Genomic DNA, 22,086 nt, shown 5'->3' with positions numbered 1-22,086 from the left:
GGCCTCAGGCCGGGCCGTCGTTCGGCTCGTCCTCCGGCACGTCCCTGCCGGCCCGGGCGGCGAGCGCCTCGCGCCCGGCCTTGACCTGGGTGGCGATCGTGCCGAGGTCGATCTCGAACTGGGCGAGCTGCCGGTCGCAGTAGTCGTCGGCGTCGGCGGCCAGCTTGGCGGCATGTGCCTCGGCGTCGGCCACGATCTGCTCGGCGCGCTGGGTGGCGAGGGCGACCACCTGCTCGTTGGAGACCAGCCGCTCGGCCTCGGCGCGGGCGTCCTCGACGATCTTCTCGGCCCGCTGCCGGGCGCGCTCCACCATGGCGTCGGCGTCGGCGACGATGTCGTCAGCGGTCTGGATCTCGCGCGGCACGACGGCTCGGGCGGCGTCGAGCAGGTCGAGCGTCTCCGCCCGGTTGACCAGCACGGAGGCGGACATCGGCATCGAGCGGGCCTGGGTCACCAGATCGGTGAGCTCGTCGAGGATCGAGATCAGCGACGCGCCGTCCTCGGCGTGCCGCTCCGCGGCCGTCGCCGGGTCGGTGCGGTGGTCGGTGGCGGTCATCGTGACTCTCCTTGAGACGGCCCGTCGGACGACAGCGCGGTCGCGACGGCGGGCGGGACGAGGTCCGTGACGTCGCCGCCGTGTCGGGCGACGTCCTTGACGAGCGAGGAGGCGACGTGGGCGAGACCCGGGTCGCCGAGGAGGAAGACGGTCTCCACTCCCGTGAGGTGCCGGTTCATGAGGGCCATGGCGTGCTCGGCGTCCAGGTCGGCCGGCCCGCGGATGCCCTTGATGACGGCGACCGCGCCGACGTCGGCGCAGTACTCGGCGAGGAGTCCCGGGACGACGTCGACCCTGACGCCCTCGAGGTCGCCGACGGCGGACCGGGCGAGCTCGGCACGTTGCTCGAGGTCGAACCGGTAGCGCTTCGCCGGGTTGTGCGCGAGCGCGACGACGACCTCGTCGAACATCGCCCGGGCGCGCCGCACGACGTCGACGTGCCCGAGGGTGATCGGGTCGAACGATCCGGGGCACACGGCCAGGGTCATCGCCGTCCCCACACGTCTCGGACCATGCCGTCACGCTAGCCCGCGCGGGCGGCGATCCCGGTGATCCCACGCGGTGGCAGGGGCCACGCGTTCCGTTCCGGCGGTGGAAGTGCAGGTCAGGCGGGCGCGTCGGGCTCTGCGAACCAGGCCCGCGTGTCGCCGTAGGTGCGCTCGTCCAGGAGGCTCAGGCCTGCGGGCCAGGCCGGCTCGGGGCTGCGGCGGGACCGTTCGACCACGACGACGGCATCGGGGTGGAGCCATCCGGCCGCGAGCCGTTCCAGGACGCGGGCGAGCGCGGCGTCGTCGAGGTCGTACGGCGGGTCGAGGAGGGCCAGGTGGCTCGGCCGGGGCGGCCCGGCCAGATAGGTCTCGACGCGGGCGGGCACCACCTCGACGTCGAGCTCGAGCGACGCGGCGTTCCGCCTGATGAGGCCCGCGGCCGGACGCGCCGACTCCACGAGGATGACGCGGGCGGCACCGCGGCTCGCCGCCTCGAGGCCGAGCGCGCCGGAGCCCGCATACAGGTCGAGCACCTCGGCGTCGCGGACGACGCCGAGGTGCTCGAGTCGCGAGAAGAGGGCCTCCCGCACCCGCTCGGACGTGGGGCGGGTGCCTGAGCGCGGGACCTGCAGGGTCCGGCCGCCCGCGGCCCCGGCGACGATCCTGGTCACCGGAGCAGCCTACGAGGGCTCAGGCGGCGCGGGTGCTGCCGTGCTCGACCGTGGCGCCCTGCGTCACGACGTCGTCGGCCAGGATCCGCGCGCCGTCCCCGATGCGGGCCCGTGCACCCACCTGGGCGCGGGCACCGATCACGGCACGGCTGCCGACCACGGCACCCGCCCCGATGTGGGCGTTGGCGCCGATCTCGGCGGCCGGGGCGATCACGGCGCCGTGGTCGATCCACGCGCCGTCGCCGATCCGGGCCCCGTGGTGGACACGTGCCGCCGGGTCGACGTAGGCGGAGGCGTGCACGTACGCGGTCGGGTCGACGGTCGCGGAAGATTCGACGAGCCCTCCGCCGTTGCTGTGGTGGAAGTACCGCCGGGTGATCCCCCGGTCATCCTCGAACTCCACATAGTTCTTCTTCCTGCGCATGACTGCCTCCTCTCCCTTCCGGTCGTTCCGGATCGGGCGAAACCGTACAGATGTACAACGTGCAGGTCGAGGGAATGATTCCATCGTCTTCGTCACACCAGTCCGCCCACCATCCGGAGGTCCCCGACGTGTCCGACTCCCCCGCCACCCCCGACGTCCGCGAGATCCGGGACGCCCTGGCGAACCTGCCGGTCTCGGTGCTCGACCTCGCCACGGTGCGGCCCGAGGAGGGGGTGCGGGCGACGTTCGAGGCGAGCGTGGAGCTCGCCCGGGACGCCGAGCGCTGGGGCTACACCCGGTACTGGTTCGCGGAGCACCACAACATGGACACCGTGGCCTCCTCCGCCACGGCGGTCCTGGTGGGGCACGTGGCCGGCCACACCTCGACCATCCGGGTCGGTGCGGGCGGGGTCATGCTGCCGAACCACTCCCCGCTGGTGATCGCCGAGCAGTTCGGCACGCTCGAGACGCTCTACCCGGGCCGTATCGACCTCGGGCTGGGCCGGGCGCCCGGTGGAGACCTCGCGATGCTGCGGTCGCTGCGGCGCGAGCCGTCCGACTCCGACCGGTTCCCGGAGGACGTGGCCGAGCTGCAGGCACTCCTGGCTCCGGCGCGGCCCGGCCAGCAGGTCACCGCCACGCCGGGCGCGGGCACCGAGGTGCCGCTGTACATCCTCGGCTCGTCGCTCTTCGGCGCCAGGCTCGCCGCGGCGATGGGTCTGCCGTACGCCTTCGCCTCCCACTTCGCGCCGGCGGCTCTCGTGGAGGCGGTGTCCACCTACCGGCGGGAGTACCGCCCGTCGGAACGGCACCCGGAGCCGTACGTCATCGCCGGGCTGAACGTGTTCGCCGCGGACACCGACGAGCAGGCCGAGGAGCTGCACCGGTCGGCGCTGCGCTCGACGGTCATGCGGCTGGCGCGCCGGGACCTGTCCGAGGCCGACGCCGACGCCGTGCTCGCCACGCCCGCGGGCGACCAGGTGCGCACCATGCTGCGCTACTCCGTCGTGGGGGCGCCGCAGAGCATCCCGCAGCAGGTCGCCACGTTCGTGGCGCATGCGCAGGCGAACGAGGTCATCGTCGCCTCGAACACCCCGACGGCGCAGACGCGCCACCGCTCGTACGAGCTGCTCGCGCAGGCCCTCGCGCTCGGCGGGTGACGGTGACGGCACCCTGCTCCCGGTGCTGCACCGTTCGCCGAGTGCTGCAGGCATGCCAGCAGCGGTCGGCGACGGCTGCCGCGGTGAGGCTCAGGTCCGCGGCACGTGGGCGGCCACCGCGAGCGCGACCGCGGTCAGGGCGGCCTGCAGCCACAGCAACGGCGGGCTGATGGTGCCGGTGAGCACGGCCAGCAGAGCCGGCGCGGCGCAGAGCAGCGCGACGTCCGGTCCCTTGCTGACCACGGACAGCGCGCCCGGCGGGAAGGCACCCATCGGGGTGTGCACCAGGCCGCCGCTGAAGTCCGGCGGCGGCCGGTACGCAGCGCGCACGGCCCCGGCCGCCCAGCCCGGTGCGCCGAGCGCCCCCAGCGCCAGCCACTCGGCGCCGCCGTAACGCCAGGTCAGCAGAGCGAAGACGGCCAGGGACCACACCAGGTGCGCCCCCGACGGCGTCACGAGCCGCAACCGTCGCACCGTCTCGGCGCCCACCGGCAGCAACGCGTCCAGCACGGGTGCGTCCTCCGCGCGCCGTGCCGCCTCGGTGACGGCGAGGCCGGCCGCGTAGGCCCCGACGACCAGCAGCAGCACGGTCACCACCGGGACCGGCGAGGGCACCGCGAGCGCCACAGCCGGCAGGCACGCGGAGACCAGGAGCTGGGCGAGGTGCCGCGGGCTGCGCAGGAGCAGCAGCGCGTCGGCGGTCACGAGGGCGGCGTGCGGCGCGAACCGTCGGGGCACGGGAGCGAGCCAGCGGAAGCTCGAGGACCGGCGCACGAGCGGAGCGGCCTGCGCCGACAGGGCGCGCCCCAGGGCACGGGTGTCCGTCGACAACGTCGCCGCGAGCGCCTCCCCCGCCGCGAACCCACGCTCGCGCAGGATCGCGTCGGAGAGGCGAGGCAGGCGGGCGTCGAGCACGACGGCGAGCGATCCCGCGAGGAGGACGGCGCCGGCAGCGGTGCCCCACAGGACGACCGGCGTCGAGGCGGGTGGCGGCAGGTCGACCGAGGCGACCACGATCCCGACGACGGGGACCACCGCCAGCAGCACGTCGACCAGCACCCGTGCCCGGCGATGTCCGCGCGCGGTGACCTGGGCGAGCCCGACCGCGAGGACGGCCGACGCGGCCAGCCCGGCCCCGCCCGTCGCGCCGGCCAGCAACAGCGGCGCGCTCCCGCCCGACGCCACCACGAGCACGGCGGCGAGGCCGGCAACCGTGCCGACGCCGGCGGAGACGGCCGGCCAGATCGCGGCCGCGGGCCGTAGCAGGCCCCGTCGTTCGACAGGCAGCGGCAGCCACCACGCCGCCTGCGAGGGCCGGACGCCGACCGGGCCGAGGCGCGCCGCGAGGGCGACGACCGCGAGGACGGCCCCCGCGCCGCCCAGCAGGACGAGCCAGCCGACGCGCAGACCGAGACCGGCCCCCTCGGCGCCCGGTCGGGCGGCAAGGTCGGCCCCGAGGCCCGCGGCGCCGCCGAGGACCATCGCCACCACGATCGCGACGGTGAGCAGGGCGTTGTAGACGTCGGCGAGCAGGTCGGAGAGCAGCGCGGGGTCGCGCACCCACGCGCGGCGCCGCGTCCAGCGGCGGACCGCGCGGCCGCCCGGCAGGACGGTCACAGGCTGGCGACGGCGGTCGCGCCGTCGTCCGGGTCGAGCGTGCGGACCTCGCTCTCCGAGATGTGCAGGACCGCCGTGGCGGCGCCGGCGACGACGCGCGGGTCGTGGGTGGCCAGCAGGATCCCGCCGCCGGCCTGGCGCTCGGCCACGAGCCGCTCGACGAGGTGGTTGCGCATGCCGACGTCGAGCCGCTGCTCGGGCTCGTCGAGCACGAGCAGCGAGCGGGGCCGGGCGAGCGCCGCGGCCAGCAGGAGACGGCGGCGCTGACCGGAGGACAACGCGCCGGGACTGGCGTCGGCCCGCTCGTGGAGGCCGAACTCCTCGAGCAGGGCGTCCACGACCTCGCCCGGCCCCGGCACGCCGTGCCCGTAGCAGGTGAGCAGCAGGTGCTCACGTGCGGTCAGGTACGGGAAGAAGGCCTCCTCGCCGAGGTCCTGCGCGACGGCGGCACGCATCTGCGCGGCGCGCGGGTCGACCGGAGCACCGAGGACCTCGGCCGCGCCGCCGACCGGCTCGAGGTGCCCGAGCAGCGTGCGCAGCAGGGTGGACTTGCCCGTGCCGTTCGCCCCGACGACGGCGAGCACCTCGCCGGGCTGGACGCTCAGGTCCACGGCCGGGCAGACGGGGAGCCCGTAGCCGACGAGGAGGCCTCGTGCGCGCACGAGCGGCGGTTCGACGGGGACGTCACGACCGGGCGTCGTCGAGGCTCGCGGCGGCACCCCCCGAGCCTAGCCGTCGCCCGGTCCTTGCCGGTCGGTGACGGGCCTCAGGCCCGCTCGAGGTAGGCGGCGGACTCCTCGTCGACGCTCTCGGCGACCATCTGCGCCAGGCCGGGCTCGCTCGTCAGCTCGGGGTCGCGGGCGACGAGGTCGCGGGCCGCGGTGCGGGCGGCGTCGATGACGTCGGCGTCGGTGAGGACCCGCAGGAGGCGCAGGGAGCTGGAGCGCCCGGACTGCGAGGCGCCGAGCACGTCTCCCTCGCGCCGGAGCTTGAGGTCGAGCTCGGCCAGGGCGAAGCCGTCGGTGCTCTCGGCGAACGCGCTGAGGCGCTCGAAGGTGGTCGACTCCGGCGGCGCCGCGGTCACGGCGAGGCAGACGCCCGGCTCACTGCCGCGCCCGACCCGGCCACGGAGCTGGTGGAGCTGCGACAGGCCGAACCGGTCGGCATCCATGATGAGCATCATGGTCGCCTCGGGGACGTCGACGCCGACCTCGATGACGGTCGTGCACACCAGGACGGGGGTGCGGCCGGTGGCGAAGTCGGCCATCGCGGCGTCCTTCTCCTCCGGCGTCATCCGGCCGTGCATCTGGCCGACCGGGATCCCCTCGAGCGCGGGCAGCTCCCGGAGCATGGGCAGCACGTCCTCGACCGAGGCCATGGTGCGCCGGTCCGCGGAGCCCGTGCCGCCGAAGATCACCTGCTCGGCGCTGCCGTAAGCCTCGACGTCCTCGTCGTCGAGGTCGGCCACCTCCTCGACGTCGTCCCCGGACCCCGAGGAGCTGATCCGCGGGCACACGACGTAGACCCGGCCGCCCTTGTCGACCTCCTGGCGCAGACGCTCCCAGGTGCGTTCGATCCACCGTGGCAGGTGGGCGGGGACCACCGTGGTGCTCACGCCCGCCCGCCCCCGGGGCAGCTCGCGGAGCGTCGAGGTCTCCAGGTCTCCGAAGCTCGTCATCGCGACGGTGCGCGGGATGGGCGTGGCGGTCATGACCAGCAGGTGCGGCGTGGCGGCGGCCTTGGCGCGCAGTGCGTCCCGCTGCTCGACGCCGAACCGGTGCTGCTCGTCGACCACGACCAGCCCCAGCTCGGGGATCTGCACGACCTCGCTGAGCAGGGCGTGCGTGCCGATGACGAGCCCTGCCTCACCGGAGGCGGCGGCGGCGAGTGCCTCACGGCGCGCGCCGGCGGACATCGACCCGGTGAGCAGCACGGCGCGAGTGGCCTGGTCGGCAGCACCGAGCATGCCGGCCTCGGCGAGCGGGCCCAGCAGGTCGAGCACCGTCCGCAGGTGCTGCTGGGCCAGCACCTCGGTCGGGGCGAGCAGCGCGGCCTGCCCGCCGGCGTCGATCACCTGGAGCATGGCGCGCAGCGCGACGACGGTCTTGCCGGACCCGACCTCGCCCTGCAGGAGCCGCATCATCGGCACGGTGCCGGCCAGCTCCTCCTCGACGACGCGGCCGACCTCCTGCTGCCCCGCGGTCAGCTCGAACGGCAGGCGCGCGTCGAAGGCGTCCCGGATGCCGTCCGAGCGCGGTGGCCGGGCGACGGCCGGGCTGGCGAGAGCGGCCGCGCGGCGCTGGGCGAGCACGGTCTGCAGGACGAAGGCCTCCTCGTGGCGGAAGCGTTTCTGCGCCCGCTTCCAGTCCTCGTCACCGTGCGGCTCGTGGATCCACCTCAGCGCGGTGAGGGCGTCCGGCAGCCCGTGCGCGCGGCGGTAGTCCGCGGGCAGTGCCTCCGGGAGGTCCGCGGCGTCGAGGTGCTCCAGCACGACGGCGATCGCGCGCTGGATGGTCCAGCTCGAGATGGCCTGGCTCGCGGGATAGATGGGGATGGGCCACTCGGCCCGGCCCAGCGCCTCGTGCTCGTCGTCGAGGTCGTCGAAGGTCTCGTAGTTCGGGTGCGTGAGCTGCCGGCTGCCGCGGTAGGCGCCCACGGTCCCGGTGAACATCCCGGTGGCGCCGGTGCGGAGCCGGCGCTGGTGGTACTCGAGCGAGCCGCGGTGCTTGCCGAAGAAGGTCAGGGTCAGCCGGTCGGTGCCGTCCGTGATGGTCGCGGTGAGGATCGCGCCACGCTTGGCGCGCATGGGCCGGATGTCCGCGGAGGCCACCTGCGCGATGACGGTGACATGCTCCCCCAGCCGCAGCTCGCGCAGGGTGCTGAGCCGGCCGCGGGAGGCGTACCGGCGCGGGTAGTGCCGCAGCAGGTCCGCGACGGTGCGGATGCCGAGCTTGCCGAGCGCCTTGGCCGTCCGGGCGCCCACGTGGCGGTCGACGCTCTGGCCCAGCATTCCCCGGGGGCCGCCCGGCAGGCTCGCACGGCCGTCGGGGCTGACCGCCCGCGCCGGCTCCCCCATGGCACCTCCGCCGTCGTGCTGGACTGTCGCGGCTCCTTGCGCTCCGCTCGGACCAGGGTAGTCGCGCCCAGGGACACAGAACGGCCGCCGTCCCCAGAGACGGCGGCCGATCGTTCGGGCGCAGTGTCAGCGCGTGGCGCGCACGACCTTCTCGGCCTTGAGGCACGAGGTGCACACGTTCAGGCGCTTGGTGGATCCACCCACGACGGCGCGCACACGCTGGATGTTCGGGTTCCAGCGGCGGGAGGTCCGCACGTGGGAGTGCGAGACGCTCTTGCCGAAGCTCGGGCGCTTGCCGCAGACGTCGCAGGTGGCAGCCACGGTCGTTCTCCTGATCTTCTCGCTGACGCGCGGCCGATCGTGCCGCGCATCGTGGTCGGTGGGCCCGTCGCGGACGTCTCCGCGTCCTCGGGCAACCGGACAAGAGTACCCGAGAGCGGCCGGGCCCCTCAACGGCGCGGGGGGACCCGCCCGGTGGCGTCCGCCACACGGCCCTCAGCCGCGGAAGTGGTCCCACCCCGTCGACGCCTCGCCCGGGGCCTGCCCTCCGAGGAGCACCCTACCGGCCGCCTCGTGCCCCGCCGCGCGGACCGTTCCGAGGCGGCGGAAGCCGGCGGGCAGCGGAACGTCCGGCGGGAAGGTGCCCAGCATGCCGTGGTCCTCGCCCCCGGTGAGCACCCAGGCGACCGGGTCCGCGCCCGTGGCGCCGGCGGCGCCGGCCAGCGCCGCGAGGTCCGCGGGGACCGCGTCGCCGACCGGGTCCAGATCGAGGACGACGCCGGAGGCGCGCGCGATCCGGCCCGCGTCCCGGAGCAGGCCGTCCGAGACGTCCATGAGCGCGGTCGCGCCGGCGTCCGCCGCGGCAGGTCCGGCCTCCAGGGCGGGCACCGGCCGCAGGAACGCCGCGACCAGCTCCTCGTCCACGTCCTCGTGGCCCGACGCCAGCAACGCGTAGCCGGCGGCCGCCCGGCCCAGCGTGCCCGCGTGCGCGAGGACGTCGCCGGGACGTGCGCCGGACCGCAGGACCGGCGAGCGGCCCGCGAGGTCGCCGTGCACGGTCACCGCGATCACCACCTCCGTCCCGCCGGAGAGGTCTCCGCCGTCGACGCCGACGCCGAGTGGCCGGCAGATCTCCGCCAGGCCTCGGCACAGGTCGTGGACCCAGGCGAGCGGGGTCTGCGGCGGCAGCACGAGCGAGGCGACAAGGCTGGTGGCCTCGGCGCCCATGGCCGCGATGTCGGCGAGGTTCTGCGCGGCGGCCCGCCACCCGACGTCGGAGCCGCGACCCCACTCCAGGCGGAAGTGCCGGTTCTCCACCAGGACGTCCGTCGAGACGCAGAACCGGCCGTCCGGCGCGGCGACCACCGCGGCGTCGTCGCCCGTGGGCACGACCGTGCGCGTGCCGCGCGGGAGCAGCTGGACGAACGAGGCGATCAGCTCGTCCTCGGACAGGTCGGCGACCACCCGTGCGGTGCTCATCGGCGGATCTCCTGCCGTCCTTCCTGGTTCCCGGCTCGGCGGCGGTCCGCGGGCGCCCGGACCCGCGACGACGTCGGCGCTCACCGTATCGGGTGCGTGATCGCCGCGGCGGCGTCGGAGCCGTGGTGAACTGGTGCCGTGGACCGCATCCGGATCGACGAGAGGTCGAGCGTCTCGCCGTACGAGCAGGTGCGGTCCCAGATCGCTGCCCGGATCGCCGACGGCACGCTCGCCGTGGGGACTCGTCTGCCCACGGTGCGCTCACTCGCCGCGGAGCTCGGGCTGGCGGTCAACACCGTCGCCCGGGCGTACCGGGAGCTCGAGGAGGCCGGGCTGGTGACCACGCGCCGCCGGGCCGGCACCGTGGTCAGCGCGATGGGCGATCACACCCGGACGCTCGCGCAGGCGGCCGCACGCCGCTACGCGGAGACGGTCCGCGGGCTGGGCCTCGGGACGGAGGAGTCGCTGCGCATCGTGCGTGCTCAGATGGAGGGCTGACGAGCACGAGCGAGGAACGAGTGGAGTGCGAGGAAGCCCGACCAGAGACGCGAGGGCTGACGAGCACGAGCGAGGAACGAGTGGAGTGCGAGGAAGCCCGAACGCTTCGCCCGGAAACTTCGTCTCGGTAACCAAGACCTTCTTTCCAGGCGAGAGCGAGGAACGTCCGCTCAGCGCTCCACGTGCACCGACAACCCTGTCTCCCCCGGCGCCAGGTGCGGCTCGAGCTCCCACCCGGGCGTGTACTGGCCGGTGAACTGCGGCCGGTACGGGATGGGCCGCTCGTCGAAGAGCCCGTCGAGGCGTGCCAGGAGGCTGTCCCGGACCGCCGGGTAGTCCTCGGTGAAGTCGGCGCTCGGCAGGGCCCAGGGGCGCAGCACGTCCATGCCGGTGTAGGCGAAGGTGCCGTGGAGCAGCCCGAAGAGCAGCTCGGTGATCTCCCCGCTCTTGCCACGCGGGCCGATGGCGTCCGGCCGGTCGCCGAGCGTGGTCACCACCAGGGCGCGCTTGCCGGCGAACGGGCCCTGCTCGAACCGCAGACGGCGCCCGCTGACCGGGTCCTTGCCGAATGCGAAGCCGCTGACGAAGACGCGGTCGAACCAGCCCTTGAGGATCGCCGGCATGCCGTACCACCACAGGGGGAACTGCACCACGAGGGCGTCGGCCGCCTGGACCTTCCGTTGCTCCGCCGCCACGTCTGCGGGCTGCGTCCCGTCCAGGTAGGCCTGCCTGGTGTCGGCGGTGACGCGGAACCGGTCGGTGCCCTCGCCGCGCAGCACCGGGTCCCAGTGCATCGCGTACAGGTCCGACTCGAGCACGTCGTGCCCGTGCCGCAGCAGGCCGTCCACACCGTCGCGGCGCAGGCTCCCGGACAGCGACCGGGGCTCGGGGTGGGCGCTCAACCAGAGGATCGTGCGTGTCATAGATCCATCGTGATCCCTTAGGATCTTCTACACCAGTACGGACATTTTTGTCCCCTGTTGCGAGTGCCCGAGGAGGAGCCGTGCGGCTGCCGGTCCGGCGTGCGATGGAGGTGTGCCCCGTCGAGGTGGCGGTCTCGGTGCTGGGCGGCGCGTGGAAGCTCACCCTCGTCAAGCACCTCCTGGAGGGCACCCGCCGCTTCGGCGAGCTCCGCCGGCTGGTGCCGCTGGTCAACACCAAGACGCTGACCCGCCAGCTGCGCGAGCTCGAGGAGGACGGGATCGTCAGCCGCACCGTCTACCCCGAGGTCCCGCCGCGCGTGGAGTACTCCCTGACGGACGTGGGCCGCAGTCTCGCGCCGATCGTCAGGTCGATGGACGCGTGGGGCGCCGACTTCACCGCCCGCGGCCCTGCCGAGGTGTGAGGCCGCCGGTCGCGCGATCGTAGAGTGTCCGGGTGCCCCGCTCCGCACGTCCCGCGCTGCTCGCCGCCGTCCTGCTGGCGGTCACGGCGTGCTCCACTCCCGTCGAGGTCCCGCCCGGCACGCACGCGTCCGACCCGGCGTGCGGCGAGGTGCTCGTGGCCACCCCCGAGACGCTGCTGGGGGCGCAGCGCCGGGACACCGCGTCCCAGGCGACCACGGCCTGGGGTGAGCCGCCGGTGCGGCTGCGCTGCGGCGTCGAGCCGCCGGGCCCGACGACGGACCGGTGCGTGAGCGTCGAGACCGCCGCCGGCGAGGCAGTCGACTGGATCTCGCTGCACGAGACCGAACCGCAGGACGACGGCGGAGGCTGGACCTTCGTGACCTACGGACGCACGCCCGCCGTCGAGGTCGAGGTGCCGGTCGCCGCCGTGGGCGGCGGCCAGGCGACCGCCTTCCTCGCCGAGCTCGGTCCCGCCGTCGGCGTCGTCGAGCCGGACCGTACGTGCGTCGGCCCGCAGGACGTCGGCTGACCCGGACCCCGGACCGGGCTACCGCAGGCCGTCGGGCCGTTCGAGCGCGAGCTGGACGAGCTCGTCGACGAGCTCGGGGTAGCTCAACCCGCTGGCCTGCCACAGGGCCGGGTACATGGAGTACGGCGTGAACCCGGGCATGGTGTTGACCTCGTTGACCACGACGTCGCCGCTGTCGGTGTAGAAGAAGTCGACGCGCGCCAGGCCCTCGCAGCCGAGCGCGTCGAAGGCCCGCCCGGCGAGGTCCCGGACCCGGTCGGTGACCGCCTCGGGCAGGTCGGCCGGGATGGACATCGTGAGGGGCGCCGTGTCGAGGTACTTGGTGTCGTAGTCGTAGAAGCCGGAGTCCGGGTTGTCCAGGACCACCTCGCCCGGCACCGAGGCCCGGGGCGGGTCGTCGCCGTGGCCCTCCAGCACCGCGCACTCGATCTCCCGGCCGGACACGGCCGCCTCGACGATCACCTTGGGGTCGTGCTGCTGCGCGGCGACCACCGCGGCCTCGACGTCCTCCGGCCGCTCGACCTTCGTGACGCCGAGCGAGGACCCGGCGCGGGAGGGCTTGACGAAGACCGGCATCTCGAGCGAGGCGACGGCGTCCAGCGCGGCCGCCGGGTCGGTGCGCCAGGACCGGGGCGTGATGACGGTGTACGGGCCGATCGGCAGCCCGTGCCCGGCGAGGACGATCTTCATGTAGTGCTTGTCCATCCCGACGGCGGAGGCGAGCACCCCGGAGCCGGCGTACCGGGTCCCGGCCATCTCCAGCAGGCCCTGCAGGGTCCCGTCCTCGCCGTACGGGCCGTGCAGGAGCGGCAGGACGACGTCGACCGCGCCGAGCTCCTGCGGCACCTGGCCGGACTCCGAGACGACCAGCGGGGCGGGGCTGCTCCCGAGCGGGACGAGCAGCTGGCCGTTCGACGCACTCACCTCGGCCCGGCCGCCCTCCAGCAGCTCGGGCTCGTCGGGCGCCAGGACCCACCGGCCCTCGCGGGTGATGCCGACCGGCACGACCTCGTACCGGTCCCGGTCCATCGCGCGCAGCACGCCCGCGGCGGTCGCGCAGCTGACCGAGTGCTCGCCGCTGCGTCCGCCGAAGACGACGGCGACCCGCACCTTTCGGCTCGGGAGTGCGGGGTCGTGTGCCGGGCGCTGGATGTCCATCGCTGCGAGGTTACCCGTCGGGCGTCCAGCACCCGGGCAGCAGCGCCGGGCGGGGAACCGGCGGGGTCGGCGCGGGGCATAGCCTGGCGGGGTGAGCACTCCCCCGCGTTCCCGACGTCTCGCCCCCGCGACCGTCGCCGTCGCCGGCGGCCGCCCGCCCCGCGACCAGGGAGCACCGGTGAACCCGCCGGTGGTCCTGTCCAGCACGTACACCTCCACCGGCGAGCCGGGCGAGGACCTCCTCTACGCCCGCTACGACACCGAGACCTGGTGGCCGCTCGAGCAGACCCTCGCCACCCTGGAGCAGGCCGAGCTGCCCGGCCTGGTCTTCTCCTCCGGCATGGGCGCGATCGACGCCCTGCTGCGGCTGGCCGAGCCGAGGTCGGCGATCGTGGTGCCGCGGCACGCCTACCTCGCCACCCTCACCGCGGTGCGCGAGCAGGCGGACCGCGAGGGCACCGTGGTCCGTGAGGTGGACATCGCCGACACCGAGCAGGTGGTCGCCGCGCTGCGTCCGGCGGGCGAGCCTGCGGCGTCGCTGCTGTGGGTGGAGTCCCCGACTAACCCCATGCTCGAGGTCGCCGACGTGCCGGCGCTCGCGGCAGCCGCCCGGGAGGCCGGGGCGCTGTGCGTCGTCGACAACACCTTCGCCACGCCCCTGGTGCAACGCCCGCTCACCCAGGGCGCGGACGTCGTCGTGCACTCGGTGACCAAGCACCTCGCCGGGCACTCCGACGTGGTGCTGGGTGCGGCGCTGACCTCGGACCCGGAGCTGAGGCGGCGGCTGCACGCCCGCCGCACCACGGGCGGCGCGATCCCGGGGCCGTTCGAGACGTGGCTCGCGCTCCGCGGCCTGCGGACGCTCGCGCTGCGGGTGGAGCGGGCGCAGGCCAACGCCCTGGAGCTGGCCCGGCGCCTGGCCGAGCACCCGGCGGTCGCGCACGTCGGTCACCCGGGCCTGCCGACACACCCCCAGCACGAGCGCGCCGCCGCGCTGATGGACGGGTTCGGCTCCATCCTCACGCTCCGCCCGGCGGGTGGCGCGGCGGCCGCCGACGCCGTCACGCGCAACGTCGACGTGTGGCTCCCGGCCACCAGCCTCGGCGGGGTGGAGTCGAGCCTCGAGCGACGCCGTCGCCTCGCGGCCGAGGTGCCGACCGTCCCGGAGGACCTGCTGCGGCTGAGCGTCGGGATCGAGGACGTCGAGGACCTGTGGGCGGACCTGGACGGCGCGCTGGAGACCGCGGCCCGGAGCCTGCAGGCCGTCAGCCGTTAGTCGAGCCGGAAGCCGACCTTCATCGACACCTGGTAGTGCGCGATCCGGCCCTCCTCGAGGTGACCGCGCACGGAGACCACCTCGAACCAGTCGAGGTTCCGCAGCGTGGCCCCCGCGCGCTCGATGCCGCTGCGGATGGCCTGGTCGACACCGTCGGGCGAGGTGCCGACGATCTCGGTGACCTTGTACGTGCTCTCCTCGCTCATGCCTGACCTCCTTGTCCGGTGCCTCTCCGGTGCGTCGCGGCCAGTCTCGTCCCGCTGTCGGGGCGCCACAACCGGAGCACGCGGTTCCGAGATCGCGACGGCGCGGCAGCCTCCCGTTCAGCGGCGCCGCAGCAGCGCCCCAAGCCTGGCGCGCACCCCGGGGCGGCGCGGGACGATCCGACCCTCACGGGCCGCCGCCCGCCGCCCGGCCCAGGAGTCCTGCCCGACCACGGGATCACCGTCCCGGCGCAGGTCGTAGGGCCGGGACGGCGGGGACTCCGCGCGGATCTCGGCGAGCTGACGGGTGATCGCCGCCATGATCCGGGCCGTCGCCTCCCGCAGCACCTCGGGATGCAGCGGCCGGTCGTACAGGTCGTCCAGGTCCACCGGCGGACCGGCGACGACGGTCACCGGCTTGGGCGGGAACGGGCGCGGCACCACCGAGTAGCGGGGCAGGACACGATGGGCTCCCCACTGGGCCACGGGGACCACCGGGACCTTCGTCCGCAGCGCGAGCCGCGCGGCCCCGGTGCGGCCGGTCATCGGCCACAGCGCCGGATCGCGCGTCAACGTCCCCTCCGGGAAGATCGCCACGCAGCGGCCGCGGGACAGTGCCTCCTCGGCGGCCACCAGCGCGTCGCCTGCCCGGCTGGTGCCCCGGTGCACCGGGATCTGCCGGGCGCCGCGCAGCACGGCCCCGACCACCGGCGCCTCGAAGAGCGAGGCCTTGGCCATGAAGTGCGGGGGCGCGCCGTTGTCCAGCAGGAAGTGCCCGAACGTCAGGGGGTCGAAGTCGGTGACGTGGTTGGCCACGGCGACGAAGCCGCCGGCGCGCGGCAGGTTCTCCGCACCGCGCCACGTCCGCCTCGTCATCACCGCGACGGCGGACCGCAGCACGAGCGCGACGACCCGGTACAGGCGGGAGACGCCGCGTTCAGCCACGTCCGTGATGCTAGCCCGCGGCGGCTCAGATCCAGCCGTGACGGCGCGCCACCTGGGCCGCCTCGTGGCGGTTCGACGCGCCGAGCTTCGCCGCGGCCGACGAGAGGTAGTTCCGCACGGTGCCCGGGCTGAGGTGGGCGCGCTGCGCGATCTCCTCCGCGGGGGCGCCGCCCGCCGCCAGCTCCAGGACGTCCGCCTCCCGCGGGGTCAGCGGCGACTCTCCCGCGCTGATCGCCTCGGCGGCGAGCTCCGGGTCCACGTACCGGCCGCCGGCGTGGACCTGGCGGACGGCCTCGGCGAGCACACGCGCCGAGACGGTCTTGGGCAGGAACCCTGCGACGCCGGCCGCGAGCGCCTTCTTGAGGTAGCCGGGCCGGCCGTGACTGGTCACGATGACCGTGCGGCAGCCGGGCAGGACGGCGGCGATCTGCGCGGCCGCGTCGATGCCGTCGCCGTCGGGCATCTGCAGGTCGAGGACGGCGACGTCCGGCGCGTGCTTGCGTGCCGCCGCGACCGCCTCGGCGCCGGAGGCCGCCGTCGTGACGACGGTGAGGTCCTCCTCGAGCGCCAGCAGACCCGCGAGCGCGTCACGGATGAGCGTCTCGTCGTCGGCCAGGAGGATGCGGATCATGTCGGGTCCATGGTCCCAGCTCCCCGCCCCTGTGCGGTGCGGTCCCGGCCCGGCCGGTCGAGCGGGACGACGGCGCTGAGGACGAACGTGTCCTGCTCGACGCGGGTGGTGAGGTCACCGCCGAGTGGTGCGAGCCGTTCCCGCAGCCCGGCCAGCCCGGAGCCGCCACGTCCACGCGGCCCCGCGGCGACGCCGTCGTTGGTGACCGTCAGGACCGCCGGACCGTCGGTCTCCAGGACGATGGTGCAGGTCCTGGCGGTCGCGTGCCTCAGCACGTTGGTGACCGCCTCGCGAACCACCCAGCCGAGGGCCTCCTGGACCGGCTGCGGCAGGCCTTCCCGGCGGTCACCCGAGACGTGCGTCTCCACCCCCGCCGAGCGCAGCACGGAGCGCGCGCCGTCGAGCTCGGCGGTCAGGTCCGCGGCCCGGTAGCCCGCGACGACGCCGCGCACCTCCCGGAGGGTGTCCTGCGCGAGGGCCCGCACCTCGGACATCTCCTCGGTGGCGCGGTCCTGGCCGCGGCGAGCGAGCTCGGCGGCGAGCTCGCTCTTGACCGCGATCGCGGAGAGCGCCCGGCCCACGACGTCGTGCAGGTCGCGGGAGAACCGCAACCGCTCCTCGGCGACCGCGAGCCGGGCGTGCACGGCCCGGGTGCGCTCCTGCTCCCACACCACCCGGAGCATCCACGCGGAGACGCGCACGCTGGCCGCGAGGCCACCGACCATCGCGCTGATGGTGACGAACGCCGCGACCGGGTGAAAGTACGGCTCGCCGGGTTCCCGCACCTCGGGCACTGCACCGGCGGCGACCACGGCGGCCACCAGGCCGACGAACAGCACGCCGAGCACGATCGTGCGGATCGGCAGGGCCGTGGCCAGCGCGACGACCGCGATCCCGCCGGCGAGGGCGACGGCGCCGACCCGCCCGGCCGGCCCGGCCGTGGTCGGCAGCTGCAGCGCGAGGACCACGAGTCCGGCCGCGGCGAGGAGGAGGGCCGCGGACCAGCCGCGCGGCACCGGCCGTCCCTCGAGGGAGGCGGTGAAGCCCTTGGCGGTCACCACGAGGGCGAGCGCCACCTCGACGAGGCTGGCGAACCCGTACACGGGGGCCCACGGCGAGGCGCGCACCGGCGTCAGGACCATGATCGCGAGGAGCGGCGCGAGGACGTAGACGGTGTAGACGGACCAGCGCGTGTAGCTGTCGAATCGTTGCGGGTCCGTCCGCCGGGCGGGTGGTGCGCTCACGTACTCACTCTCCCAGGTCGCGCGGACCGGCGGACCGCTCAGCGGCGCGGCTCCCACCGCATCCAGCGGCGGCTGGTCGCCGCACCGAGCACCGTCCAGAGCGCCAGACAGGCCAACGGCTGCGCCACCTCGGCGAGGGTCCCGGCGGCGGGGGTGCCGTCCGGCAGGTGCGTGCCGAAGCCGTGCTGCGCCAGGGTGACCACCGGGTACAGCGGCGTCCAGGACGCGACCTGCTCGACCACGTCGGGCATGAGGTGCAGGGGCAGGGTGAAGCCGGAGAGCAGCATCGCCCCGAACAGCAGCGGCATGGTGGTCAGCTGCGCGGTCTCCACCGTGCGCGTCAGACCCGAGCTGGCGACGGCTAGCAGCACGAAGACGACCGCGCCACCCGCAGCGGCGAGGGCCAGCCAGAGGGCGTTCTGCACCGGCGGTGGCTCGGCGAGCACCGCGGCAGCCACCCACCCCAGCGCCACCTGCGCGAGGGTGATCACGACCCCTGGGAGGGCGTACGCGACGACGACCTCGGTGCGCGTGACGTCGCCGGTCAGCAGCCGCTTGAGGACGAGCTCCTCACGCCGGGCGACCATGCTCGTGGTCAGGTTGTAGTAGACGACCATGAGCAGGGCCATCGCGAGCAGCATCGTCAGGGTCGAGGCAGCCATGGCCGCGGGGTCGGAGCCCAGGAAGTCCCCGCCGACGGCCGCCAGGAAGCCGACGAGGAGCGGTCCGAGGAAGACGGCGTTGAAGAGCGCGGTCTTGTTACGGAGCAGCAGGATCAGCTCCGCCCGCGCGAGGGCGAGCAGACGCTCGCTGCGCCGCGCCCGGACGGGCTCGCCAGCGGCACGGTCGGGGGCGGAAGCGGCGGGATCAGGTGCGGTGGTCGTGGTCATGTCTCTCCTCTGCTCAGGTCCTCGTGACTCGTCATTGCTGTGCACGTCGCTCACGCCGCGGCCGGCACGGGTGTGCTCGTGCCGGCCTCGGCGACGGCGAGGAAGGCACGTTCCAGGGAGGCCGGGCTGGCATCGAGGTGCTCCAGAGCGGCGCCGGCCTCCTGGGCGCGCACCAGCAGGGCGGTGAGCGTGGCCTGCAGGTCGGTGGTCTCGATCTCCACGCCGGTCGCGTCCGAGCGGGGCCGCCCGGCCAGGGCGGGCAACGCCGAGAGCGCGACGGGGTCGCGCAGCGCCGCGTCGGCCGTCTGGTAGCGGATCCGGGCGGGCTCGGCGGCGACCACGTCGGCGATCGACCCCTCGCGGACTACCTGCCCGGCGTGCATGATCGCGAGCCGGTCCGCGAGCTCCTCCGCCTCCTGCAGGTAGTGGGTGGTCAGCACCACCGTCGTCCCCTCACCCAGCAGGTGCCGGACCAGGTCCCAGGCGCTGCGACGGGATTGCGGGTCCAGACCGGTCGTCGGCTCGTCGAGGAAGAGGATCTCCGGCCGGCCCATGATGGCCAGCGCGAGGTCGAGCCGGCGCCGCTCTCCCCCGGAGAGGGAGGAGACGCGGACCTTGGCGCGGTGGCTGAGCGAGACCATGGCGAGGCACTGCTCCACGGGACGGGGGTTGCCCAGGGTGCCGTGCCACATGCGGGCCGTCTCCGCGGCGGTGAGGTCGGCCGGGAAGCCCGCCTCCTGCAGCATGATCCCGGTGCGCGGGCGCACCCGGTGGCGCTCCCGGTACGGGTCGTGGCCGAGGACCTTCACCGTCCCGGCGCTGGTGGGGGCGAGGCCCTCGATGACCTCCAGGAGAGAGGTCTTCCCGGCCCCGTTGGTGCCCAGGAGCGCGAAGAGCTCCCCGGGCCGGACCTCGAGGTCGATCCCGCGGACGGCCTCGAACGCGGTCGCGCCCGTGCCGTAGGTCCGGCGGGCGCCGTGGACGGAGATGACGGGGGTGGCGGTCTGCGTGCTCATGGCTCGAGCCTCCCGCCGCGGGACGGCTCCCGGCAGTGCGGGCCGTCACCGGTCGCGGTGCACGCCGCACCGTCGACCCATGACGGATGTCATGGCCCCGGCCACCGCACGTGCCGTCCGTCCACCACGGGCGCCGCCCCCGGAGTAGGTTCGGTCGCACCATCCGGCGTACGAGAGGGTGTCGACCATGGGCAAGGGCGTGAACGTCGTCGAGCTCTACGGGGTCGGGAAGCGGTACGACATCGGGGTCACGGGCGGTCACCGGGTCTCCGTCGTCGCGCGTCGCGACGGCAAGCACGAGCTGTACGTCTTCGACAAGGGCAACGAGGAACCGCTCGCGGTCGTGGCGCTCGACGAGGAGGAGGCGAAGCTGCTCGCGGCCGTGCTCACCGGTACCTACTTCCATGCACGCTGAGACGCTCCTGACGCTCGGCGTCGCGGCACTCGCCGCGGGCCTGCTGGCCCGGCTCGGCCGGCGCATCGGTCTGCCGACCGTGCCGTTCTTCATGGGTACCGGGATCCTGCTCGGCCCGCACATGCCGTGGCCGCCGGTCGTCCACGAGACCGAGACGTGGCAGCTGCTCTCCGCCGTCGGCATCGTCCTGCTGCTGTTCCACCTCGGGGTGGAGTTCCCCCTCCAGCAGGTCCTCTCCTCCGGGCGCCGCCTGCTGCTCGCCGGGGCCACCTACATCGCCGCGAACGTATCCGGAGGACTGCTCTACGGCTTCCTGCTCGGCTGGGGCGCGGCGGAGGCGATGGTCGTCGCCGGCATCATGGGGATCTCCTCCTCGGCGATCGTCACCAAGCTCCTCGTCGAGCTGCGGCGGCTGGCGAACGCCGAGACGCCCGTGCTGCTGGGCGTCATCGTCGTCGAGGACATCTTCCTCGCCGTGTACCTCGCGGTGCTGCAGCCGGTCGTCGGCGGCGCGGGCGGGCCGCTGGAGATCTTCGTGCAGATCGCCACCAGCTTCGGCTTCCTGCTGGTGCTGCTGGTGCTGGCCCGGTTCGGCGCCCGCCTCGTCGGCGCGCTGCTGAACACGGAGGACGACGAGCTGCTGACGGTGGCGTTCTTCGGGCTCGCCGTGCTCGTCGCAGGAGCCTCGGAGATGGTCGGCGTCTCCGACGCCATCGGTGCGCTCATGATCGGCCTCGTCGTCTCCCAGACCGTGGTGCGCGAGCGGGTCGAGCAGCAGGCGCTGCCGCTGCGGGACCTGTTCGCCGCGCTGTTCTTCCTCGTCTTCGGCGCCTCGGTCCAGCTCGGCGGGCTGGGCACCGTCGCGCTGCCGGTGCTCGGGGCCGTCCTGCTCACCGTGGCGCTCAACCTGCTCGCCGGTCTCCTCGTGGCGCGCATGTACCGGCTGAACCAGCGCGCGGCGGCCAACCTCGGCCTGACGCTGCTCGGTCGCGGCGAGTTCGCGCTCATCCTGGCGACCATGGCCGCCACGGCCGGCCTGGACGAGCGCATCGGATCCTTCACGGCGCTGTACGTGCTGGTCCTGGCGGTCCTGAGCCCGTTGCTCGCCTCCGCCTCACGACGGCTGGCCCGGTTCATCCCGGACCGGGTCATGTCCGGCAGCTGGGCGTACGTCCAGCACGAGACGATGTCCAGCGGGTGCCCCCACCTGGGCGAGGTCGCGCAGGTCGAGCCGGCCGGCCGGTACGAGGACGGGTGCCCGGAGTGCCTGGCCGTGGGCGACACCTGGGTGCACCTGCGCAGCTGCCTCGTGTGCGGCCAGGTGGGGTGCTGCAACGACTCGAAGAACAAGCACGGGACGGCCCACTTCGAGGAGACCGGGCACCCGATGCTGCGCACCATCGAGCCCACCGAGGACTGGTGGTACTGCTATCTCGACGAGGTGTTGCTGCAGCGCCGGAGCGACGAGCAGCCGAGCCGCTGAGCCCGCACGAGGAGCCGTTCGGGCGTCACGGTTGTCCCGACCCGACCGCGGGGTGGAGCATGGCGAGATGGGTACGTCGCCGAGAGACGACCAGGTCCAGCTGCCGAACGGCAACCCGATCATCACGCACAAGTACACCTCGGACCCCACGGCGATCGTCCACGACGGGGTCGTGTACCTGTACACCGGGCATGACGAGGCGCCCGCAGGCGGGCACGACTACGTGATGAACGAGTGGCTGTGCTTCTCCAGCCGCGACCTGGCGACCTGGACGGAGCAGCCCGTCCCGCTGCGCGCGGCGGACTTCGCGTGGTCGAGCGGGCGGGCCTACGCCTCGTGGATGCTCCCGCACCGCGGCGCCTTCTACTGGTTCGTGTCCGTGGCCGACGAGAACGGTGACTCGGCGATCGGCGTCGCGGTCTCCTCCTCGCCGTCGGGCCCGTTCGAGGACCACCTGGGACGGCCGCTGGTCCGGAAGGCCGACCTGCCGCCGACGGACAACCCGAGAGCAAACCTCGACCCCAGCGTCATCGTCGTCGACGACGTGCCGCACCTGGTGTGGGGCAACCGGACCTGCTACGCCACCACGCTCACCCCCGACCTTCGTGGCCTTGCCGGGCCGATCACCACGATCGACCTCCCCGAGTTCGAGGAGGGGGCGCACCTGCACCACCGGGACGGCTGGTACTACCTCTCCTACGGGTACGGGATGCCCGAGCGGGTGGCGTACGCGACGAGCCGGAGCCCGGCGGGGCCGTGGACGTTCGCCGGCCTGCTCAACGAGGTACCGGGGAACTGCGCGACGAACCGGCCCTGCATCCTCCAGCTCGAGGGGGACTGGTACTTCCTGTACCACAACGGCGTACTGCCGGGCGGCGACTCGCACCACCGCTCGGTGTGCCTCGACCGGCTCGACTACGACCCGGACGGCACCATGCGTCGTGTCGTCATGACCTCCGAAGGCGTCACGGCACGATGACG

General features: G+C 74.2%; 25 protein-coding genes. 8 read left to right on the top strand and 17 right to left on the bottom strand.

Annotated features, from left to right (window positions below; genetic code table 11):
* Window positions 1-4: 4 nt before the first annotated feature.
* The 4 genes from ACFQQL_RS10250 to ACFQQL_RS10235 form a co-directional block, all read right to left on the bottom strand.
* Entirely contained in the window at window positions 5-556 is a 552-nt protein-coding gene (locus ACFQQL_RS10250) for a hypothetical protein (protein ID WP_382393970.1), read from the bottom strand.
* Entirely contained in the window at window positions 553-1,044 is a 492-nt protein-coding gene (coaD, locus tag ACFQQL_RS10245) for a pantetheine-phosphate adenylyltransferase (protein WP_382393968.1), read from the bottom strand. Before coaD ends, ACFQQL_RS10250 begins: the two co-directional genes overlap by 4 nt.
* A gap of 116 nt (window positions 1,045-1,160) precedes the next feature.
* On the bottom strand, window positions 1,161-1,715 hold the full coding sequence (gene rsmD / locus ACFQQL_RS10240; RefSeq protein ID WP_382393966.1) for a 16S rRNA (guanine(966)-N(2))-methyltransferase RsmD: 555 nt from the start codon (window positions 1,713-1,715) through the stop codon (window positions 1,161-1,163).
* 19 nt (window positions 1,716-1,734) lie between these two features.
* Complete coding sequence (locus tag ACFQQL_RS10235; RefSeq protein WP_382393964.1) at window positions 1,735-2,139, bottom strand: transferase; 405 nt, start codon at window positions 2,137-2,139, stop codon at window positions 1,735-1,737.
* A gap of 128 nt (window positions 2,140-2,267) precedes the next feature.
* Here ACFQQL_RS10235 and ACFQQL_RS10230 point away from each other — a divergent pair, with 128 nt between their 5' ends.
* Window positions 2,268-3,299 carry an LLM class flavin-dependent oxidoreductase gene (locus tag ACFQQL_RS10230; RefSeq protein WP_382393962.1) on the top strand — a complete coding sequence of 344 codons (1,032 nt, stop codon included), beginning with the start codon at window positions 2,268-2,270 and terminating at the stop codon, window positions 3,297-3,299.
* Window positions 3,300-3,389: 90 nt separating this feature from the next.
* On the opposite strand, the gene ACFQQL_RS10225 is transcribed toward ACFQQL_RS10230, so the two are convergent.
* The 5 genes from ACFQQL_RS10225 to ACFQQL_RS10205 all read right to left on the bottom strand — a co-directional run bounded on the left by ACFQQL_RS10225 (window position 3,390) and on the right by ACFQQL_RS10205 (window position 9,471).
* The gene (locus ACFQQL_RS10225) at window positions 3,390-4,916 is read right to left on the bottom strand and encodes a DUF6297 family protein (RefSeq protein WP_382393960.1); all 1,527 of its coding nucleotides are present in this window, start codon (window positions 4,914-4,916) and stop codon (window positions 3,390-3,392) included.
* Window positions 4,913-5,635, bottom strand: a complete 723-nt coding sequence (locus ACFQQL_RS10220; protein WP_382393958.1) for an ABC transporter ATP-binding protein — start codon at window positions 5,633-5,635, stop codon at window positions 4,913-4,915. Before ACFQQL_RS10220 ends, ACFQQL_RS10225 begins: the two co-directional genes overlap by 4 nt.
* 47 nt (window positions 5,636-5,682) lie before the next feature.
* A complete protein-coding gene (locus tag ACFQQL_RS10215) occupies window positions 5,683-7,992 on the bottom strand; it encodes an ATP-dependent DNA helicase RecG (protein WP_382393956.1) in 2,310 nt (769 codons plus the stop codon).
* A 126-nt stretch (window positions 7,993-8,118) separates the two neighbouring features.
* The gene (gene rpmB, locus ACFQQL_RS10210; protein WP_382393954.1) at window positions 8,119-8,313 is read right to left on the bottom strand and encodes a 50S ribosomal protein L28; all 195 of its coding nucleotides are present in this window, start codon (window positions 8,311-8,313) and stop codon (window positions 8,119-8,121) included.
* A 174-nt stretch (window positions 8,314-8,487) separates the two neighbouring features.
* A complete protein-coding gene (locus tag ACFQQL_RS10205) occupies window positions 8,488-9,471 on the bottom strand; it encodes a thiamine-phosphate kinase (protein ID WP_382393952.1) in 984 nt (327 codons plus the stop codon).
* Between the two features lie 138 nt (window positions 9,472-9,609).
* On the opposite strand from ACFQQL_RS10205, the gene ACFQQL_RS10200 reads away from it, so the two are divergent.
* Window positions 9,610-9,969, top strand: a complete 360-nt coding sequence (locus tag ACFQQL_RS10200; RefSeq protein ID WP_382393950.1) for a GntR family transcriptional regulator — start codon at window positions 9,610-9,612, stop codon at window positions 9,967-9,969.
* A 170-nt stretch (window positions 9,970-10,139) separates the two neighbouring features.
* On the opposite strand, the gene ACFQQL_RS10195 is transcribed toward ACFQQL_RS10200, so the two are convergent.
* Window positions 10,140-10,892, bottom strand: a complete 753-nt coding sequence (locus ACFQQL_RS10195) for an NAD(P)H-dependent oxidoreductase (RefSeq protein ID WP_382393948.1) — start codon at window positions 10,890-10,892, stop codon at window positions 10,140-10,142.
* 104 nt (window positions 10,893-10,996) lie between these two features.
* Between ACFQQL_RS10195 and ACFQQL_RS10190 the strand changes: the two genes are divergently transcribed.
* Both ACFQQL_RS10190 and ACFQQL_RS10185 read left to right on the top strand, forming a co-directional pair.
* Window positions 10,997-11,314 (top strand): winged helix-turn-helix transcriptional regulator, encoded by a 318-nt coding sequence (locus ACFQQL_RS10190; RefSeq protein WP_382395350.1) that lies wholly within the window; start codon window positions 10,997-10,999, stop codon window positions 11,312-11,314.
* A gap of 32 nt (window positions 11,315-11,346) precedes the next feature.
* Window positions 11,347-11,844, top strand: a complete 498-nt coding sequence (locus tag ACFQQL_RS10185; protein WP_382393946.1) for a DUF3515 family protein — start codon at window positions 11,347-11,349, stop codon at window positions 11,842-11,844.
* Between the two features lie 18 nt (window positions 11,845-11,862).
* Here the strand turns inward: ACFQQL_RS10185 and ACFQQL_RS10180 are convergent, their stop codons facing one another.
* Window positions 11,863-13,002, bottom strand: a complete 1,140-nt coding sequence (locus tag ACFQQL_RS10180; protein ID WP_382393944.1) for a D-alanine--D-alanine ligase family protein — start codon at window positions 13,000-13,002, stop codon at window positions 11,863-11,865.
* Between the two features lie 91 nt (window positions 13,003-13,093).
* On the opposite strand from ACFQQL_RS10180, the gene ACFQQL_RS10175 reads away from it, so the two are divergent.
* Complete coding sequence (locus ACFQQL_RS10175) at window positions 13,094-14,278, top strand: trans-sulfuration enzyme family protein (RefSeq protein ID WP_382393942.1); 1,185 nt, start codon at window positions 13,094-13,096, stop codon at window positions 14,276-14,278.
* On the opposite strand, the gene ACFQQL_RS10170 is transcribed toward ACFQQL_RS10175, so the two are convergent.
* The 6 genes from ACFQQL_RS10170 to ACFQQL_RS10145 all read right to left on the bottom strand — a co-directional run bounded on the left by ACFQQL_RS10170 (window position 14,275) and on the right by ACFQQL_RS10145 (window position 19,207).
* Window positions 14,275-14,484 carry a dodecin gene (locus tag ACFQQL_RS10170; RefSeq protein WP_382393940.1) on the bottom strand — a complete coding sequence of 70 codons (210 nt, stop codon included), beginning with the start codon at window positions 14,482-14,484 and terminating at the stop codon, window positions 14,275-14,277. The two genes, ACFQQL_RS10175 and ACFQQL_RS10170, sit on opposite strands and share 4 nt — an antisense overlap.
* 117 nt (window positions 14,485-14,601) lie before the next feature.
* Entirely contained in the window at window positions 14,602-15,426 is an 825-nt protein-coding gene (locus tag ACFQQL_RS10165) for a lysophospholipid acyltransferase family protein (protein WP_382393938.1), read from the bottom strand.
* 25 nt (window positions 15,427-15,451) lie between these two features.
* The gene (locus ACFQQL_RS10160; protein ID WP_382393936.1) at window positions 15,452-16,057 is read right to left on the bottom strand and encodes a response regulator; all 606 of its coding nucleotides are present in this window, start codon (window positions 16,055-16,057) and stop codon (window positions 15,452-15,454) included.
* Complete coding sequence (locus ACFQQL_RS10155; RefSeq protein WP_382393934.1) at window positions 16,054-17,301, bottom strand: sensor histidine kinase; 1,248 nt, start codon at window positions 17,299-17,301, stop codon at window positions 16,054-16,056. Before ACFQQL_RS10155 ends, ACFQQL_RS10160 begins: the two co-directional genes overlap by 4 nt.
* 38 nt (window positions 17,302-17,339) lie before the next feature.
* Window positions 17,340-18,191: an ABC transporter permease gene (locus ACFQQL_RS10150; protein WP_382393932.1), complete on the bottom strand. Its 852-nt coding sequence runs from the start codon at window positions 18,189-18,191 to the stop codon at window positions 17,340-17,342.
* Window positions 18,192-18,241: 50 nt separating this feature from the next.
* Window positions 18,242-19,207 carry an ABC transporter ATP-binding protein gene (locus ACFQQL_RS10145; protein WP_382393930.1) on the bottom strand — a complete coding sequence of 322 codons (966 nt, stop codon included), beginning with the start codon at window positions 19,205-19,207 and terminating at the stop codon, window positions 18,242-18,244.
* Between the two features lie 187 nt (window positions 19,208-19,394).
* Here ACFQQL_RS10145 and ACFQQL_RS10140 point away from each other — a divergent pair, with 187 nt between their 5' ends.
* The 3 genes from ACFQQL_RS10140 (at window position 19,395) to ACFQQL_RS10130 (ending at window position 22,084) form a co-directional block, all read left to right on the top strand.
* The gene (locus tag ACFQQL_RS10140) at window positions 19,395-19,622 is read left to right on the top strand and encodes a hypothetical protein (RefSeq protein ID WP_382393928.1); all 228 of its coding nucleotides are present in this window, start codon (window positions 19,395-19,397) and stop codon (window positions 19,620-19,622) included.
* Window positions 19,612-21,105, top strand: a complete 1,494-nt coding sequence (locus ACFQQL_RS10135) for a cation:proton antiporter domain-containing protein (RefSeq protein WP_382393926.1) — start codon at window positions 19,612-19,614, stop codon at window positions 21,103-21,105. Before ACFQQL_RS10140 ends, ACFQQL_RS10135 begins: the two co-directional genes overlap by 11 nt.
* Window positions 21,106-21,172: 67 nt before the next feature.
* On the top strand, window positions 21,173-22,084 hold the full coding sequence (locus tag ACFQQL_RS10130; RefSeq protein ID WP_382393924.1) for a family 43 glycosylhydrolase: 912 nt from the start codon (window positions 21,173-21,175) through the stop codon (window positions 22,082-22,084).
* The last annotated feature ends 2 nt before the right edge of the window (window positions 22,085-22,086 follow it).

The organism is Georgenia alba, from assembly GCF_042665525.1.
GTDB lineage: Bacteria > Actinomycetota > Actinomycetes > Actinomycetales > Actinomycetaceae > Allobogoriella > Allobogoriella alba.
This window is presented reverse-complemented; position numbering and strand designations above follow the sequence as displayed.

Coding starts and splice junctions, on each gene's coding strand:
- ACFQQL_RS10250 (WP_382393970.1), bottom strand. CDS start 556: ATGACCGCCACCGACCACCGCACCGACCCGGCGACGGCCGCGGAGCGG.
- coaD (WP_382393968.1), bottom strand. CDS start 1,044: ATGACCCTGGCCGTGTGCCCCGGATCGTTCGACCCGATCACCCTCGGG.
- ACFQQL_RS10235 (WP_382393964.1), bottom strand. CDS start 2,139: ATGCGCAGGAAGAAGAACTATGTGGAGTTCGAGGATGACCGGGGGATC.
- ACFQQL_RS10215 (WP_382393956.1), bottom strand. CDS start 7,992: ATGGGGGAGCCGGCGCGGGCGGTCAGCCCCGACGGCCGTGCGAGCCTG.
- ACFQQL_RS10205 (WP_382393952.1), bottom strand. CDS start 9,471: ATGAGCACCGCACGGGTGGTCGCCGACCTGTCCGAGGACGAGCTGATC.
- ACFQQL_RS10195 (WP_382393948.1), bottom strand. CDS start 10,892: ATGACACGCACGATCCTCTGGTTGAGCGCCCACCCCGAGCCCCGGTCG.
- ACFQQL_RS10190 (WP_382395350.1), top strand. CDS start 10,997: ATGGAGGTGTGCCCCGTCGAGGTGGCGGTCTCGGTGCTGGGCGGCGCG.
- ACFQQL_RS10180 (WP_382393944.1), bottom strand. CDS start 13,002: ATGGACATCCAGCGCCCGGCACACGACCCCGCACTCCCGAGCCGAAAG.
- ACFQQL_RS10170 (WP_382393940.1), bottom strand. CDS start 14,484: ATGAGCGAGGAGAGCACGTACAAGGTCACCGAGATCGTCGGCACCTCG.
- ACFQQL_RS10160 (WP_382393936.1), bottom strand. CDS start 16,057: ATGATCCGCATCCTCCTGGCCGACGACGAGACGCTCATCCGTGACGCG.
- ACFQQL_RS10150 (WP_382393932.1), bottom strand. CDS start 18,191: ATGACCACGACCACCGCACCTGATCCCGCCGCTTCCGCCCCCGACCGT.
- ACFQQL_RS10145 (WP_382393930.1), bottom strand. CDS start 19,207: ATGAGCACGCAGACCGCCACCCCCGTCATCTCCGTCCACGGCGCCCGC.
- ACFQQL_RS10140 (WP_382393928.1), top strand. CDS start 19,395: ATGGGCAAGGGCGTGAACGTCGTCGAGCTCTACGGGGTCGGGAAGCGG.
- ACFQQL_RS10135 (WP_382393926.1), top strand. CDS start 19,612: ATGCACGCTGAGACGCTCCTGACGCTCGGCGTCGCGGCACTCGCCGCG.
- ACFQQL_RS10130 (WP_382393924.1), top strand. CDS start 21,173: ATGGGTACGTCGCCGAGAGACGACCAGGTCCAGCTGCCGAACGGCAAC.